The 15,898-nt window shown below is 55.0% G+C and carries 19 protein-coding genes; 18 read left to right on the plus strand and 1 reads right to left on the minus strand.

Features of this window, described 5'->3' with window-relative positions; all coding sequences use genetic code 11:
• Positions 1-17: 17 nt before the first annotated feature.
• From MOST_RS12380 to MOST_RS17325, 13 genes are all read left to right on the plus strand, one after another.
• Positions 18-1,091 (plus strand): DUF362 domain-containing protein, encoded by a 1,074-nt coding sequence (locus MOST_RS12380; RefSeq protein WP_054937609.1) that lies wholly within the window; start codon positions 18-20, stop codon positions 1,089-1,091.
• Positions 1,092-1,109: 18 nt separating this feature from the next.
• Entirely contained in the window at positions 1,110-1,259 is a 150-nt protein-coding gene (locus tag MOST_RS17320) for a hypothetical protein (protein ID WP_157049503.1), read from the plus strand.
• Between the two features lie 81 nt (positions 1,260-1,340).
• Positions 1,341-1,469, plus strand: coding sequence for a hypothetical protein (locus tag MOST_RS18290; RefSeq protein ID WP_269085219.1), 129 nt, complete (start codon positions 1,341-1,343; stop codon positions 1,467-1,469).
• A 134-nt stretch (positions 1,470-1,603) separates the two neighbouring features.
• Entirely contained in the window at positions 1,604-2,221 is a 618-nt protein-coding gene (locus tag MOST_RS12385; protein WP_161952845.1) for a DUF3786 domain-containing protein, read from the plus strand.
• Positions 2,222-2,241: 20 nt separating this feature from the next.
• Entirely contained in the window at positions 2,242-3,096 is an 855-nt protein-coding gene (locus MOST_RS12390; RefSeq protein WP_489676597.1) for a DUF8754 domain-containing protein, read from the plus strand.
• Positions 3,097-3,203: 107 nt separating this feature from the next.
• Positions 3,204-3,764, plus strand: a complete 561-nt coding sequence (locus MOST_RS12395) for a tetratricopeptide repeat protein (RefSeq protein ID WP_054937612.1) — start codon at positions 3,204-3,206, stop codon at positions 3,762-3,764.
• Between the two features lie 128 nt (positions 3,765-3,892).
• Positions 3,893-4,897 carry a thiamine-phosphate kinase gene (thiL, locus tag MOST_RS12400; protein ID WP_054937613.1) on the plus strand — a complete coding sequence of 335 codons (1,005 nt, stop codon included), beginning with the start codon at positions 3,893-3,895 and terminating at the stop codon, positions 4,895-4,897.
• A 161-nt stretch (positions 4,898-5,058) separates the two neighbouring features.
• Complete coding sequence (locus MOST_RS12405; RefSeq protein ID WP_106007174.1) at positions 5,059-6,615, plus strand: acyl-CoA carboxylase subunit beta; 1,557 nt, start codon at positions 5,059-5,061, stop codon at positions 6,613-6,615.
• Between the two features lie 31 nt (positions 6,616-6,646).
• The gene (locus MOST_RS12410) at positions 6,647-6,868 is read left to right on the plus strand and encodes a hypothetical protein (protein WP_054937614.1); all 222 of its coding nucleotides are present in this window, start codon (positions 6,647-6,649) and stop codon (positions 6,866-6,868) included.
• Complete coding sequence (locus tag MOST_RS12415; RefSeq protein ID WP_054937615.1) at positions 6,865-7,245, plus strand: biotin/lipoyl-containing protein; 381 nt, start codon at positions 6,865-6,867, stop codon at positions 7,243-7,245. Before MOST_RS12410 ends, MOST_RS12415 begins: the two co-directional genes overlap by 4 nt.
• 28 nt (positions 7,246-7,273) lie before the next feature.
• A complete protein-coding gene (locus MOST_RS12420) occupies positions 7,274-10,054 on the plus strand; it encodes a helicase C-terminal domain-containing protein (protein ID WP_054937616.1) in 2,781 nt (926 codons plus the stop codon).
• A gap of 215 nt (positions 10,055-10,269) precedes the next feature.
• Positions 10,270-10,737, plus strand: a complete 468-nt coding sequence (locus tag MOST_RS12425; RefSeq protein WP_054937617.1) for a hypothetical protein — start codon at positions 10,270-10,272, stop codon at positions 10,735-10,737.
• Positions 10,738-10,739: 2 nt separating this feature from the next.
• A complete protein-coding gene (locus tag MOST_RS17325) occupies positions 10,740-10,886 on the plus strand; it encodes a hypothetical protein (protein WP_157049504.1) in 147 nt (48 codons plus the stop codon).
• Between the two features lies 1 nt (position 10,887).
• Here the strand turns inward: MOST_RS17325 and MOST_RS12430 are convergent, their stop codons facing one another.
• Positions 10,888-11,247: a TIGR04086 family membrane protein gene (locus MOST_RS12430; RefSeq protein ID WP_161952846.1), complete on the minus strand. Its 360-nt coding sequence runs from the start codon at positions 11,245-11,247 to the stop codon at positions 10,888-10,890.
• A 138-nt stretch (positions 11,248-11,385) separates the two neighbouring features.
• On the opposite strand from MOST_RS12430, the gene MOST_RS12435 reads away from it, so the two are divergent.
• Genes MOST_RS12435 through MOST_RS12455 form a run of 5 tightly spaced genes read left to right on the plus strand, consistent with a single transcriptional unit; the run spans position 11,386 to position 15,886 of the window.
• The gene (locus MOST_RS12435; protein ID WP_054937619.1) at positions 11,386-12,372 is read left to right on the plus strand and encodes an acyl-CoA dehydratase activase-related protein; all 987 of its coding nucleotides are present in this window, start codon (positions 11,386-11,388) and stop codon (positions 12,370-12,372) included.
• Positions 12,369-13,481, plus strand: coding sequence for a 2-hydroxyacyl-CoA dehydratase (locus MOST_RS12440; protein ID WP_054937620.1), 1,113 nt, complete (start codon positions 12,369-12,371; stop codon positions 13,479-13,481). The genes MOST_RS12435 and MOST_RS12440 overlap by 4 nt, the downstream gene beginning before the upstream one ends.
• On the plus strand, positions 13,456-14,418 hold the full coding sequence (locus MOST_RS12445) for an acyl-CoA dehydratase activase (protein WP_054937621.1): 963 nt from the start codon (positions 13,456-13,458) through the stop codon (positions 14,416-14,418). Before MOST_RS12440 ends, MOST_RS12445 begins: the two co-directional genes overlap by 26 nt.
• A gap of 17 nt (positions 14,419-14,435) precedes the next feature.
• Complete coding sequence (locus MOST_RS12450; protein ID WP_054937622.1) at positions 14,436-15,401, plus strand: hypothetical protein; 966 nt, start codon at positions 14,436-14,438, stop codon at positions 15,399-15,401.
• Positions 15,401-15,886, plus strand: a complete 486-nt coding sequence (locus tag MOST_RS12455; RefSeq protein WP_054937623.1) for a Fur family transcriptional regulator — start codon at positions 15,401-15,403, stop codon at positions 15,884-15,886. The genes MOST_RS12450 and MOST_RS12455 overlap by 1 nt, the downstream gene beginning before the upstream one ends.
• The last annotated feature ends 12 nt before the right edge of the window (positions 15,887-15,898 follow it).

Genomic DNA, 15,898 nt, shown 5'->3' on the forward strand with positions numbered 1-15,898 from the left:
TACTATGGTGACTGGATATGGGCGGCGAGGTATTTTTTGTTAACCTCGAAGGAACACGAGGCGATAGTGTCCTCGACAAGTTAAAAAGGCTATGTAACCACGCGGGTTTAAATAAGGTAATTGCAGAAGGTGACCTAGTTGCCATCAAACTCCATTTTGGTGAGCTAGGTAATACCAGAGTGCTCAGACCGCAGTTCTTAAAAATAATTATTCAGTTAGTGAAAGAGAGGGGTGGTCATCCTTTTCTAACGGACTGCAACACCCTGTTTTACCGGGGCAGATTTAACGCTGTCTGTCACCTGGAAACAGCTAATTTCAATGGTTACGACCAGGCGGCCATGGGGGCGCCTCTAATTATAGCCGACGGCCTCAAAGGTCTGGACTACAGACTGGCCAGGGCCCGGGAAGGTTTAAGCGAAGTCAAAGTGGGATCAGCTATTTACGAAGCTGATAAGTTAGTCGTTGTTACCCATTTCAAGGGTCATGATGATGTAGGCTTCGGAGGTATTATTAAAAACTTGGGGATGGGAGCTATCGCTCGGCCTGGAAAACAGGCCATCCATTCCCACATGAAACCCGTTGTTGAGACGTCCCTCTGTAACGGTTGCGGCAAGTGCGTAGAGGTTTGTAAGGTGAAGGCCATTGCAATTGAAGAAGGCAAAGCGTTCATCGAACAGGGCAACTGCAATAACTGCGGTGATTGCCTGGTAATATGCCCACGAAAGGCAATACCTGTTAATTGGGCAAGAGATGATAAGGAAATGCAACGTAAACTGGTGGAATCCTGTGCTGCAGTCTTAGCTAATAAAAAGGGGCGAGCTTTTTTTGTTAGTTTCCTCGTGGATATTACTGCCTTTTGCGACTGCCGCTCCTGGAGCCCTCTACCGATTATCCACGATATCGGCATATTGGCAGGTACCGATCCCCTTGCCATAGAGCAGGCAAGCTATGATCTGGTAGATATGCACATTAAAGCCGTTTATCCAGAAAAAGCCCTTCATGATTTTACAGGGGTAAATGGCCTCTACATGCTGGAATATGCTGAGACAATTGGTCTGGGTAGTCGCGAGTATCAACTCATCAAGCTTTGAATTATGGGGGTGTATCGTTTGGCTACTGATAAAGCAATACTAAACTTGCTAGCTGCGGGGGTCAGAGACATGGATGAAGCGCTTACCATCAAGGCAGCGAGGGAGGCTCTGGCCAGCAATATCGATCCCTTAAAAGCCATCAATGAAGGTTTTTTCAGGAACCTTTAATTTTCCCCTTGCATTTTCCTCCTCCAGGTGTTATCCTGAAGACAGGATGGTGTATACAAAACACCGGAGGAGGCGGGGGTTATGGATTACCTGCTGACCTGGATTAACGGGGAAGAGGTAGATTACCGGTTTGTCAGCGCTGAGGAGTTACAAAGGGTCCTGGCTGCTGAAGAAGAAAAACAAAACTGCATCGTTGTTCCATTACATTAGGCACCCCGGTCCGGCATGAGCCGGCTTTTATTTTTTCTTAAACCATGGTACTCTAGAAAAAACATTAACAGGAAGGAACTCCTGGTAACGGTAACACCCTCTCCAGGCAAATAATGAAAGAGGACGTGGTTTATTTGGCCCTCCCCTATAACCTGGATGTCACCCTGGACCTGGCCCGCAAAGAACTGGAACAAGGCAACCCCCGGGAAATAGCCGTCAATAAGGGGGCTACCTGGGATAGGGAAAAAAAGGTGTTAATCCTGCCCTCTTTAAGTGACGTATTTCACATATCCTGCCCCGGCGGGACCATCAGTACCAGTGACGGCAGCAGCGTCGACCCGCGGGTGCAGGTTTTAATCCTCCACTACCTGGTGGGTCCGACAGTTGCCAGGCGGGGTGAATGGGTTTCCTTTAAGGAATTGCCCGGCGGCCTCATCTACCAGCAACCCTTTTATGGCCGGGCCGTCTTGCCCCTGGTCCGCACCTTCGGCTACGATCCCGCCGGCCTCCTCCAGGCCGCCCGGCCCCTTGGTGGGCGGCCCGTAAACCTGGGAGATGCTGCCGTTGAACTTTATCCCTTTCCCAGCCTGCCGGTAAGGCTGGTTCTCTGGGCCGGCGATGAAGAAATCCCCCCCAGCGGTACTATCCTTTTCGATGCTTCCGCGGCGGCAATCCTGGCCACGGAAGATCACGCCGTGCTGGCTGAATACCTTGTCAAACGTTTACAGGGCCAGGCGAGGGAGTCGAAGTAGCTATCAAGCATGTAGTCAGCATCAGTTTGGGTACTAATTGCAGAGATTACCAGGTAAAGCTCAACTGCGGCCAGGAGACAATCCTCCTGGAACGGCGCGGCTGCAATGGCCGCCTGGACCTGGCTGCCCGCCTTCTTAAAAAACTGGATGGACGGGTGGATGCCCTGGGGTTGGGTGGCGCCAACTTTAACTACAACCTGGGTTCGCGGTGTTATCCCTGCCCGGTAGGCCGGTATTTAGCCCGCCAGGTTAAAGAGACCCCCCTGGTGGACGGCTCTGGCTGGAAGCAATGGGTGGAGCCCCGGGCCATAGACCAGCTAGCTTTTTTACCCCCCGGTAGCAGGGCGCTGGTAGTTTCCGTCCTGGACCGCTTCTGGCTGGCCCGGGCTTTACAGGCAGCCGGCTATCCCGTCCTGGCCGGGGATGCTGCCTTTGGTTTAAAACTCCCCCTTGGCTTTCCTTTATCAACCTTCATGATTCTGGGTTATTTAACCATGCCCCTGCTGGCCCATTTGCCCCTGGGCTACCTTTACCCTTTGGGTCATGACCAGGAAAAATCGCACCCCCATTACCATCATCTCTTTGCTAGGGTCAAAATCATTGCCGGGGACTGGCATTTTATCCGTCGCCATCTACCAATTTCTCTGACCGGTAAGGTAGTTATTACCAGCGGCACCACGCCCGGCGACCGGGAACTCCTGCGCCAGCGCGGGGCTGCCTGGCTCCTGGCAACAACCCCCGTCTTCGAGGGTTTCAGCCCGGCGGCCAATGCCATGGAAGCTATGCTGGTGGCCCTGGGCGCTGCAGCGCCCCAGTACCCGGCCCTGGCCGGGAAGTTAGGCTGGTTGCCCTCCCTTTACTGCCTGCAGAAATAAAAGGTGATCCCTCTTACAGGCCTGCTGGGGGTTAACCCCACTCCGTGAACTAGTCATTTCTTCCCCTTCCTGGCCATAGGATGTAACAGGAATGGGGGAGAGAAATAATGACTGGAACCAGTGGCAACCCTACGACCTGCCGGATTAATTTCCAGCTCCGGCACGCCGGGGAGAGAAAAACGATTGCCTATTACCTGGACCTGACCCGGGAGCGCATACCCACCTGGGCCGGCATCAACCTGGGCGGTAATGACCTGGCTATCCAGGGCCAGGGCTATGACGGCCGCTGCGCCTTCTGCCGTTATTTCCGGAAAGCCTTAAAAAACCGCGGTATTCGTTTTAGTTGCACCTGTCCCTTTGAAATCCAGGATAATACCTGTACCTGGCGGGTTAAAATAGGTAGCGTCTTTTTTGATCAGGACCTCCTTGAGGATGAAGAAAAATACCTTACCTACCTGCGCCGGGTGGAAAATGATCCCCGGGATCTGGAAGCCCGCCTGGCCCTGGGGGTCATTCATGAATACCATGGCCGTTTTGCCCCGGCCCTGGCCAGTTACTGGGCCGCCCACGACCTGGACCCGGACGATGCCTTCATCAAGGAACGCCTCCAGGACCTTCTATCGTTATTACAGCAACTATTGCTTGCCTCAGAACAGCAAAAAAGCTGAGCTGTCGCCAGTTTTGGGAAGCAAATCCAGGGCAGCCAACCAGCCGTACCACAGCACTAAAGGCTTGCGCCTGTCCTGTCCCTGTGGCAATATATAGATAGCCAGAAAAAGGGGGATGAGAGTAAGCCTTGGATCTGAAAACTATTGGCGAGTTCGGTTTGATCGAACGCCTGAAAGCCGGGGCCATTGTAGTCCCGGATAAAGTCATTATGGGTATCGGCGATGATGCTGCGGTTTTAAAGGGGGAAGGTGGTTACCTGACCCTGGCCTCTACGGACATGCTGGTGGAAGATATCCACTTTACCCTGGCCACGGCTACAGCCCGGGAAATCGGCTACAAGACCATGGCGGTAAATGTGAGCGATATTGCCGCCATGGGTGGTATACCAGAACAGGCCCTTGTTTCCCTCGGTTTAAGGCCGGAGCAACCGGTGGACTTTGTGGACGAGCTTTACGCAGGCTTACGGGAATGCGGCCAGCGTTTTGGGGTCAATATAATCGGTGGCGATACCGTATCTTCCCCCCGGGCCATGGTGATCAATCTGGCCATCCTGGGGCGGGTAGAAGAGGGGGCCTGTCTCTACCGCAGCGGCGCCCGGCCGGGAGATGTCCTGCTGGTAACGGGCGATCTCGGGGGGTCGGCTGCCGGCTTGGATACCTTGCTTTCGCCCCGCCCGGCCCCACCGGAGGCCGTGGCCTTCGCCCGGGAACGCCACTTCCGGCCCACCCCCAGGGTAACTGAAATCCGGGCCGCCCTGCCAGCAGGGGGGATAACGGCAGCCGATGATATCAGCGATGGCCTGGTAGCTGAAATATATACCCTTGCCCAGGCCTCTGGTGTTGGCATTATCCTGGAAGCCGCTGCCGTTCCCATCGCCCCGGCCACCAGGCAGCTGGCCGCTATTTATCAAAAAGATCCCCTGGATTATGCCCTCTACGGCGGTGAGGATTTCGAACTCCTCCTCACCTGCCGGCCGGACAAGGTGGCTGCCGTCCAGGAAGCCATAGCCAGAGCCTGCCAGACCCCCGTTACGCCCATCGGTAATGTGGTCCCGGCCACGGAAGGTATTACCATCATCATCGATGGGAAGAGATTGCCTTTAAATCCCGGGGGTTATAACCATTTCCAGTAATGTCTCAAAACCCTGTTCTTGCTGCCCAGGGGAGTTTCAGGGAGCGTCAGGGCAAGCTATAGCCCGGTAGAGGGGTTGAAAGTTTTACAGGCAGGACTTGCAAGCTGCCCTTATTACCTGGTAATATAAGGAGGTAGGGAATAATAAGGGGGATAGTTTAATTGAGTGAAGATATTAAGGCCAGGCTGGCCGACCTTGAAGCCAGGCGCGCAGTAGTTTTAGCCGGCGGCGGTGAGGAACGCATCGCCAGGCAGCATGCTGCCGGCAAGCTTACGGCCCGTGAACGAATAGAGTTATTGCTGGACCCGGGCAGTTTCCTGGAACTGGACCAGTTTGTCCGCCACCGGGCCACTGATTTTGGCATGCAAAATATGGAAACACCAGGGGAAGGGGTGGTTACTGGCTCTGGTACCATCAACGGCCGCCAGGTTTATGTCTATGCCCAGGATTTTACCGTCATGGGCGGCTCTTTAGGGGAAATGCATGCCGCCAAAATCTGTAAGGTCCTGGACCTGGCTCTGAAGACAGGAGTACCAGTTATTGGTTTAAACGACTCCGGCGGCGCCCGCATCCAGGAAGGGGTGGCGGCCCTTAATGGTTATGGGGAAATTTTCCGCCGTAATACCCATGCTTCCGGTGTTATCCCCCAGATTGCCGCCATTATGGGACCCTGTGCCGGCGGTGCCGTCTATTCGCCCGGATTAATGGACTTTATTTTCATGGTTGATCGTACGGCCCAGATGTTCATTACCGGGCCCCAGGTAATCAAGGCCGTTACCGGCGAAGAGGTAAGCCCGGAAGAGCTGGGCGGGGCTGCCACCCATGCCATGAAAAGCGGGGTAGCCCATTTCCACACTCCCACAGAAGAAGATTGCCTGCATTTAATCCGGACCTTGCTTGGCTACCTCCCAGGCAACAACCTGGAAGATCCGCCTTATGTGCCCAGCCCTGACCCCATTGACAGGCAGTGCCCCAATTTGCGGCATCTGGTCCCTATCGATCCCAATAAACCCTATGACGTCAAAGAAATAATCTACGGGGTAGTAGATGACGGCCTGTTTATGGAAATCCAGGCTCAATATGCCACCAATATAGTTATCGGCCTGGCCCGCCTGGCCGGGTATACTATAGGTATTGTCGCCAATCAACCCCGGCACCTGGCTGGCTGCCTGGATATCAATGCTGCCGATAAAGCCGCCCGTTTCGTCCGTTTCTGTGACGCCTTCAACATCCCCCTCCTGACCCTGGTCGATACCCCCGGCTATTTACCCGGGGTCGACCAGGAGCAGGGCGGTATTATCCGCCACGGGGCCAAACTGCTATATGCCTTTGCTGAAGCCGTCGTTCCCAAAATGACCCTGGTCTTGCGCAAGGCCTACGGCGGTGCTTATCTGGCCATGTGTTCCCGCTCCCTGGGCGCCGATCATGTGGTAGCCTGGCCGACGGCGGAAATTGCCGTCATGGGTCCCGAAGGGGCGGCCAATATTATCTTCCGCCAGGAAATCAGCCAGGCCAGTGACCCTCCTGAGGTGCGCCGGCAAAAAATCGCCGAATACCGGGAGAAATTTGCCAATCCTTATATAGCCGCTGGCCTGGGGCTGGTGGATGCCGTCATTGACCCGGCCCTGACCCGCCGGCACCTGGTCCAGGTCCTGTTAACTTTACTTAACAAACGGGAAAGCCGCCCGGCTAAAAAACACGGTAATTTCCCCGTTTAACAGTTTTTATTTTCAGGGCAGGTGATATTTTATGGTCGTTTCTTACCAGCAAATTGTTTTAAATAAAGCAGTTGCCCCGGAAATCGTGGCCGCCATTACCGCTGCCATAGCAGTATATTTGCCGGCAGAAACCGGCTGGCAAATCACAACCATCCGGCCCTTGAACAGGATTGCCAATCGCTGGGTCCTGGCCGGGCGGCAGGAACTGATGCATAGTTCTCTGGCGTTAGAAAGGAGGCGGATGGCCGGTTGAAGCGCCATTTTCAGGTCACCGTTAATGGGGAAACCTTTAGTGTAGAAGTAGAGGAGGTAGGTGGGACGGTTGAGCATTTGCGCCCGGCGGTGAAGCCCCCCGCGAAGAAAGCTTCTCCCGTCCACCAGGCCGGCCTTTCCCCGCGAGCCCCCTTACCCCAGGATAACCGCACAGTTACATCTCCTTTACCGGGTACGGTAGTAGAAGTCAGGGTTAAACCAGGACAGAAGGTAACTGCCGGCCAGGTCCTGCTCATTATCGAAGCCATGAAAATGGAAAATGAAATTCAGGCTCCAGCCGGGGGGGTTGTCCAGGAGGTAATGGTCCAGACTGGTACTAACGTCGCCAGTGGCCAGCCCCTGGTTAAACTGGGCTAATTAGCCCCGCAAAAGGAAGTGCTGGAAAGTGCTACCCCATACTTATGTCGTGCTGGACGTGGAAACAACCGGCCTGGACCCGGGCCGGGACCAGATCATTGAAATTGCCGCCGTCCGCCTGGAGAAAGGTCATATAACGGGCCAGTTTCACACCCTGGTCAACCCCGGCCGGCCGATACCGGCCTATATCCAGAAACTTACCGGTATTAATGACGCCATGGTCCGGGAAGCGCCCTGTTTGGCAGAAATCCTACCCGGGTTGCTGGACTTTATAGGGGAAGCCATTCCTGCCGGTCATAATGGCAATTTTGACCTGGCCTTTTTAAACCAGGCCGTGGGTTCTACTACCTGGCACCGCCCCCTGCTGGATACCTTAACCTTAAGCCGCATCCTCTATCCCTGCCTGCCTTCTTACCGGCTGGAGTTTTTAAGCCAAAAATTCGCCCTGGAAGTGACCGAACTTCACCGCGCCCTGGGAGATGTACTCACCACCGTCCAGCTGTTACATACCCTCTGGCGGGCTACCCTGGCCCTGGATAAAAAACTACTAACCGACCTGTTCAGGCTGGCTCCGGCAGGCCTGCAACCCTGGTTCCAGGCTGCCCTGGCCGCCGAATCCATCCCGGCAACCCCGGCAGAAGTAGCCGCTACCGGGCTCTTTGCCCTGGAGCAAACACCGGCACCACCGCCAGCACTCCCTGACTTTTGCCCGGACGAAATAGCGGCCCTCCTGGCTCCAGGGGGCCTGCTGGCCGGTAAACTCGCCGGTTATGAATACCGCCCCCAGCAGGCAGAGATGCTCCGGGCCGTAGCTACGGCCCTGGCCGGGAACCGGTACCTTATTGTTGAAGCCGGAACAGGTACGGGTAAATCCCTGGCCTATCTCCTGCCGGCCATTTACTGGGCCTGCCACCAGGGCAAGAGGGTAGCCATTGCCACCCATACCATCAGCCTCCAGGAACAGCTTATGAATAAGGACCTGCCCCTGTTAAAGGATATCCTTCCTTTCACCTTCAAGGCCGCCCTGGTCAAGGGGCGCAATAACTACCTCTGCCGGCGGAAGATCAGGGATTACCTGCATAACCCGCCACCCGGGGAAGAGGAACGCCACTTTATCCTCAGGGTACTGCGCTGGCTCAAGCTGACTACTTCCGGCGATTGGAGCGAAATGAAGCTGAAACCGGAAGAAGAAAGCTTGAAGCTCGCCCTGGCCGCCGAAAAGGACACCTGTGCCGGTAACAGCTGTCCCTTTAATGACAGCTGTTTCGTCAATGCTGCCCGGCGGGAGGCTGAGGCGGCCAGTATCCTGGTCTTAAACCATTCCCTGCTTTTAAGTGATGTCCGCTTAAACAACCAGGTCCTGCCCGAGTATCCCTATCTCATTATTGATGAAGCCCATCACCTGGAAGAAGCGGCCACCGAACACCTGGGCACCTCGGTCAGGCAGGCCAGTTGTGACTTTTTCCTCCACCGCCTGGGAGGGAAAGGTAGTACCTTTAGCTTTTTAGGCCGGGCCTGGAACCTCGCCCGTCGTTTAACCGGGGAAGGAAACGCCGAACTGCTACCTTTGTTAGAAGATCTGGAGGGAACAGTTGCCAGGATGCACCAGGAATGGCAGGCCTTCTGGGATGGCCTGGCGCAATTAAGTGAGGCTGCCCTGTGGGAACAGGGTAACTCCACTTTACGTTTCACGGCCCGCTTGAAGGAAACGCCGGCCTGGGACAGCCTGCTAACCATCTTTGGCCGCCTGGAGGAAACCCTGAACGGCCTGGCCGGTCGCCTGGTACGCCTGGCGGAACTGCTTTTCGCTGCCGGTGCTGAAGAAATGGCCGCTGATGCCACCAATTTGGGTAACATCTTTGCCCAGTACAGCCATGACCTGGGGGAAATTCTCGAGGCCGACCCGGAAGCATACGTTAGCTGGCTGGAAAAAAACAATGCCGGCCAGTATACCTTACGTTTGGCCCACCTGGAAGTTGGCCCCCTGCTGGCAGAACTGCTCTTTGCCCGAAAAGAAGCCGTAATTTTAACCTCGGCCACCATAACTGTTGATAATACCTTTGATTTTTACCAGCAACAGGTGGGATTAACGGCGTTACCTCCCGGGCAAATAGCTACCTGCCAGGTGGCCTCGCCCTTTGACTATCGTTCCCAGGCCCTGGTGTGTACCGTCAGGGGACTCCCCAACCCCGGCCAGCTTAATGACAGTGCTTACGCCGCAGCTATTGCGCCGGTGATAACGCAGATTTTGCCTGCCGTAGGTGGCCGCACCCTGATCCTCTGTACCTCCCACCGTTTCTTGCGCGATATGTACCACATCTTGAGCACTATGCTGGCTGGCAGTGATTATAGCGTCCTAGCCCAGGGGATTGACGGCGGTCGTTCCCAACTCCTGGAGGAATTCCGGCAAATACCGCGGTCTGTTCTCCTGGGGGCCAACAGTTACTGGGAAGGCATCGACCTGCCCGGGGATCTCCTGCGCTGTGTCATTATTCCCCGCCTGCCTTTCCCGTCTCCCGGCATCCCAACCCTGGCCGCCCGCACGGAACACCTGGCTGCTCAAGGAGGAAATCCCTTTACCACTTTAAGCCTGCCCCAAGCTGTTATCCGTTTCCGCCAGGGGTTTGGTCGCCTGATCCGGAGCGCTGCCGATCGCGGTGCCTTGGTAATCCTCGACCAGCGCCTCCTCTCCCAGCGTTACGGCCGCCATTTCCTCCAGTCCCTGCCGCCGGTTACCACAGCCGAAGTGACCCCGGCCGAACTCCCTGAAAGGCTCGTAAGCTGGTTTAACCCGCCTGCCACCAGGTAACATGCACTTTTTGGTCGTGGCCTTAATACTATAATTAAGGAAGCAAGACCAGAGTGAGGTGAATAGCATGCGGGTTTACTTTATTCCCCTGCCGTCCTTCTTGAAACGCCTTTTAAAAAAAATTTTGCACCAGGAATGAGGGGGTAACCTCTCTTCTTTTTTAGCATAAAAGGCCGGTCCCACCATTACAATTAACCATGGGGGTGGGATTGAGAATGCGGGCTTGTAAATATTTCGCCTGGGGTTTAATTCTGGGAATAGTGCTGACCTGGGGGTGGTTTTCCTTTAGCGAAAAAAACAAAGCAGAGCCTGCCCTGCCGGCCCTGGCTCCGGCCAGTCAACAGCAGGCACCCTTTGCTATTATTTATAAGTTTTACCAGGCCCTAGCCACAGGAAGGGAGGACCAGCTTTCCCTCCTGGTTACCCCGGAATTGCTAATAACGCTGCAAAAAAATCAATTTCTACAAAAGTGGCAGCAACGCCGCCAGCAGGATCCTTCCCTGCGATTCGTTTTTTTCCTGATCAAAGAACAGGAGGTTGATCTTAAAACCGGGACTGCCCGGGCCCGGGGAAGCGCCGAGTGGGTATCAGCCCGGCAGGGTACCCTTTCCGTTCCCCAGACTATTATCATTTTAAACGACCAAGGTAAATGGAAAATAAAAGATATCAAAGAGCAGGGATAAAAATGAGCATTAAAGAATCCAAAGAAAAACAGGCCCGGTGGCCTGGCAGTTTTACTCCCCGTGAGGGCCTGCGTTTTCGCCTGATCTTTGGCCTTTTCCTCCTGGCAGGAGGGTTCTTCTGCTGGTTACTGGTAGCTTTAAGGCATTAAATTAACGGCCAGTCATACCGGCCACCCCGCCCATGGCCCCGGCCAGGAGACAGAGCCCCATCTTCTGGCCGGTAGCTCCCAGGGCCAGGGGCCCGCCGCTCCAGCCCATGGCCAGGGTGACTGCGAAAAAGAGCAGGCCTACAGTTAAGCCCTGGACAAGTCCCCTGGCCGTGGCTATCCTTGCCGCCTGCAGGCCCCCAAAAAAGACGGCCAGGGCCACGATAATACTGGCCAGCAGGGGTAGCAGGCCCTCGGAAAGGGGGGTAAAATACAGCAGTAACCCCAGCAAGGTGGCCATACCCAGGCCGGCTAACATGGCATAAAGTAACCCTGTCAAAACAGCCCGCAGCAAAATTTCCACCCCCGAACCTCATTCTTGTCTCACCTAAACCCTATGCCGGCCCGCTAGAGAAAATACCTGCTTCTTTATAAACCCGGCAGGTATTTTTAAATGGACGTCGAAATCTAGGAAGGACAGTTCAGCAGGAGGAAGAAATCTTTGGCGTTACATATTGGCTTCCCGAGAGCCTTGATTTATTACAGCCATTTTCCCTTCTGGCAGGCCTATTTTAACCGTTTGGGAATCGAAATTGTCACGTCACCCCTGACTACCAAGGCTATCCTGGATGACGGCGCCCGCGAAGCAGTCGCCGATGCCTGTATTCCTATTAAGCTCTACCACGGTCATGTCCTGACCCTTAAAGATAAAGTTGATGCCATCTTTATCCCGCGTATGGTAAGAACAAATAAGCGCGCCACTTTTTGTCCCAAATTTTTGGGTTTACCGGATATGGTGCGGGCTACCCTGGCCCATCTGCCCCCCATCATCGATCTCCAGGTCGATGCGGGCCGGGGTTTATGGGGTTTATGGCCGACCTGCCGGGGCCTGGCCGAACTGCTGGGCTGTAGCCTGTGGCGGGCCTGGTCTGCCTACCGGGAAGGGAGGCACCACCAGCATGCCTACCAGAAATTGCTCCTGGCAGGTTACCTACCCCTCCAGGCCATGGCCAAACTACGGGGCGAGGCAGTAGAAGCTCCAGCCAGGGAACCAGGAGCCCTGAACCTGGCCGTCCTGGGCTATCCCTACCAGGTTTATGATCAATATATCAGCCTGGATATCATTGGCAAGTTAAAAAAGATGGGCGTTAATGTCTGGACCATGGAAATGGTCCACCCGGCCCGGCTTTACCGGTTGAGCAGCCGCCTTCCCAAGCGCCTTTTCTGGCATTTTTCCAACCTGGTGCTGGGAGCCACCTATCATTATCTCCAGCAGGGAAATATAGACGGAATCATTCATGTCACTGCCTTCGGTTGTGGCCCCGATGCCATGGTGGATAAGATTATGGAACTGGACATCCGTAAGTTAAGCCGGGGGCAATTACCCTTTATGTCGGTGAGCATCGATGAGCAAACGGGTGATGCCGGCATAACCACCCGCCTGGAAGCCTTCGTCGATATGCTGCATCAGAGGAGAGGGAACAGGTGAAAAAGGTTTCCTTTGCCCATATGGGGTATTCCTACCTGGGTTTCAAACAGCTGGTAGAAGATATGGGCTTCGAAGCCGTCGTCCCACCCAGCCCCAGCCCCGCCACCCTGGACCGGGGCGTTACGTATGCCCCAGAATATGCCTGTATCCCCTTTAAAATGGTCCTGGGTACCTACCTGGAAGTCCTGGAACGGGGGGCGGAGATGATTATTACCTCCGGGGGGGTGGGACCCTGCCGGGCCGGCCTGTACGGCATGATGCATGAAAGGATTTTACGTAACCTGGGATTTAACTTTGAAATCTTTATTTTTGACCCTCCCCTGACGGGGCTCTGGCCCTTCTTTATTAAATTAAGGCGCGTACTCAAGGCAGCCGGCCTTTCCTGGCTGGCCTTTGTTGATGTCGTCCGCCGCGCCTGGGCCAAGTTAAAGCTCCTGGATGAACTGGAACAGCTAGCTACCAGCATCCGCCCCTATGAATTAAAACGCGGGGAAACTACCCGTACCTTCCATAGCTGTCTTAAAATCGTCGACCAGGCCCGCACCCTGCAAGAATTAGCTGCCGCCCGGGAAGAATGCCGGCAGCTTTTACAAAATATTCCCCGGGATACCGGCCGCCGCCCCCTCAAGGTGGGTATTGTGGGGGAAATTTACGTCCTGCTGGAGCCTTTTATGAACCTGGAAATAGAAAAAACCCTGGGGGAGATGGGGGTCGTTACTCACCGTTCTATTTACCTGACCCAGTACACGGCCACCGACGTTCTGGCCCGCGGTGCCCAGGACGTACGCCAGCTGGCCCACCCTTATCTAAATCAATTTGTCGGCGGCCATGGCCAGAATAGCGTTGGCGAAACCATCCTTTACGCCCGGAATGGTTTTGACGGTGTCATCCAGCTGTCTCCCTTTACCTGTATTCCTGAAATAGTAGCCAAAAGTATTTTGCCGCGAGTTAGCCGGGACTTGGGCATCCCCATTTTAAGCCTGACCATTGACGAACAGACCGGCCGGGCCGGGGTAGAGACCAGGCTGGAAGCCTTTGTCGATCTTTTGCGCCAGCGGCGCGAGCAAATGGAGGCCAGGAGTAATGCAGCCCTGTTACCTGGGTATTGATGTCGGTTCCGTCAGTACCAACGTTGTTGTCATTACCGCTGCAGGAGAAGTATTAAGCAGCCTGTACATACGTACCCACGGCCAGCCCATCCAGGCCGTGAAAGAGGGCCTCCGCCGGGTGAAGGCCACCCTGCCAGGAGACGTGATCATCGCCGGGGCCGGTACCACCGGCAGCGGCCGCTATCTTGCCGGGGCCATTATCGGCGCTGATATTGTTAAAAATGAGATCACAGCCCATGCCGTGGCCGCCCGCCTGGAAGTGCCGGAGGTCCAGACCATCCTGGAAATCGGCGGCCAGGACTCCAAGATTATCATTCTCCGCCAGGGGGTAGTTATCGATTTTGCCATGAACACCGTCTGTGCCGCCGGGACGGGTTCTTTCCTGGATCAACAGGCCGCCCGTTTAGGGATTCCTATTGAAAACTTCGGCGAACTGGCTTTAAAGGCCCGGCATCCCGTACGCATTGCCGGCCGCTGCACCGTGTTTGCCGAATCCGATATGATTCATAAACAGCAAATGGGGCACAATATAGAAGATATTATCGGCGGCCTCTGTGAGGCCCTGGTCCGTAACTACTTAAATAACGTCGCCAAGGGCAAAGAGATACTCGCCCCCATCGTCTTCCAGGGGGGAGTGGCGGCCAACGCCGGTATCCGGGCCGCCTTCAGTAAAGCCTTGCAACAGGAAATTATCGTGCCCCGCCACTTTGCCGTTATGGGGGCCCTGGGCGCCGCCCTCCTGGCTCGAGATTATGTTAACAATAACCGGGAAACTAAATTTAAAGGTTTCGAAGTAGCCGAAGAAGATTTCCGGGCCCGCAGTTTTACCTGCCAGGGGTGTTCAAACCTGTGTGAAATTGTTAATATAGAAGAAGAAGGTAGTATAATTGCCCGCTGGGGCAGCCGCTGTGGCAAATGGGATACCCTTGGTGAATAGGAAAGGAGTGGAGAGGCTTGCGCGAAAGTACCTTTTCTTTCTGGGAGGATACCGAGTTTAACGCTTTACCAGGTAAACCCCTGGCGGCAGCTGACAACGCTTACCAGGGCCGGGCCGGGGAGGAAGAGAGCTGGTTCTGGGAAGCCAGCAGTGGTGATGGTACCTACCTGAACGTTTTCTTTGCCGTCTACGGGGAGGAAGGGAAAGCCCGTCTCCTCCTGGCCCAACCGGGTAAAGAAGTGATTATCCGGGAAGTCGCTGCCCCTTTTACGGCCGCCACCGATCGCCTCAATGTCCAAATGGCCGGTAATCGTATCTACCAGGAAGGAAACCTTTTCCGCCTGGAATGGCGATCAGAGGAGCCGATACTGGAGTTAGAGTATGAACCCCACCTGCCTGGCTGGCAACCGGGCCACGGCCGGATTAACTATGGCGAGAAGGGTGATAAATACCTGTTCTGGTCCGTACCGGTACCTCGAGCCCGGATCAGTGGCAAGATAGTCCTGGCAGGACAAGAGGAGAGCTTTAGCGGCCAGGGCTATATTGATCACCGCCGTTATAATTTCCCTTTACCCCGGACCTTAGGGGGCGCCATCCTGGGGCGTTATTATACCGATGCCTATACCCTCCTGTGGGCCGACTTCTGGGGCAACCTCCTTTACAGTGGTGAACACGTAACTGCCCTTTACCTGGCTCGCGAGGAGGAAATCCTGGCTGCCACCGGCAACCTGGAAGTGCAGGTCTTTGACCGGCAAACCAAGGGTGGCTTGAGCTATCCTGCCGAAGTGTCCCTGCAGGCCGGTACTACACCCCTCATCAGGCTGGATATTAAAGAAACAACAGCTTTGGGCCCGCGATTAGTCACCACCATGGGTGCTCAAGGTCTCTACTGCCACTTCAACGGGCAGCTAAAGCTGGCCACCCGGCCGGAAGAGGAAGTTACCGGGCAGGGGTTTATGGAAACCTTAATGGCCAGGGATTAATGGATACAGGTGTTATTATGGAAAATACCTTCAACGCCATCTGTCAAAAGCTCCACCAGCTGGATTATAAGGTAACCCCCCAGCGCCAGGTAATCCTCAAGGCCTTCCTGGAGAATTCGGCCGAGCATTTGAGTGCCGAAGAGGTATATAATATAGTCAAGGAACGGTACCCCGATATTGGCCTAGCTACCGTTTACCGCACCCTAGATCTCCTGGCCGAACTAGATATTTTACAGAAAATCAATTTTGGTGATGGCCGCACCCGTTATGAACTGGACCAGCACGAGACCCACTACCATCATCACATGATCTGCCTGGGCTGCGGCCGGGTGCAGGAGTTTGATGATGACCTGCTGGAATCCCTGGAAAAACTTTTAACCCAGCAGACCGGTTTCCACATCACCGATCACCAGCTAAAATTTTTCGGATACTGTCGCGAATGCGCCGCCAAAGACCAGGGGAAGTCGGGTGGTGACGCTATTTGACGTACGATTTTT

The sequence above is a fragment of the Neomoorella stamsii genome (assembly GCF_002995805.1).
GTDB classification, from domain to species: Bacteria; Bacillota; DSM-521; order Neomoorellales; family Neomoorellaceae; genus Neomoorella; species Neomoorella stamsii.

Excerpts from the sequence above, each read along its gene's own strand:
- MOST_RS12380 (WP_054937609.1), top strand. The coding sequence starts at position 18 with ATGGGCGGCGAGGTATTTTTTGTTAACCTCGAAGGAACACGAGGCGAT.
- MOST_RS18290 (WP_269085219.1), top strand. The coding sequence starts at position 1,341 with ATGGATTACCTGCTGACCTGGATTAACGGGGAAGAGGTAGATTACCGG.
- MOST_RS12395 (WP_054937612.1), top strand. The coding sequence starts at position 3,204 with ATGACTGGAACCAGTGGCAACCCTACGACCTGCCGGATTAATTTCCAG.
- MOST_RS12410 (WP_054937614.1), top strand. The coding sequence starts at position 6,647 with ATGGTCGTTTCTTACCAGCAAATTGTTTTAAATAAAGCAGTTGCCCCG.
- MOST_RS12425 (WP_054937617.1), top strand. The coding sequence starts at position 10,270 with ATGCGGGCTTGTAAATATTTCGCCTGGGGTTTAATTCTGGGAATAGTG.
- MOST_RS17325 (WP_157049504.1), top strand. The coding sequence starts at position 10,740 with ATGAGCATTAAAGAATCCAAAGAAAAACAGGCCCGGTGGCCTGGCAGT.
- MOST_RS12445 (WP_054937621.1), top strand. The coding sequence starts at position 13,456 with ATGCAGCCCTGTTACCTGGGTATTGATGTCGGTTCCGTCAGTACCAAC.
- MOST_RS12455 (WP_054937623.1), top strand. The coding sequence starts at position 15,401 with ATGGATACAGGTGTTATTATGGAAAATACCTTCAACGCCATCTGTCAA.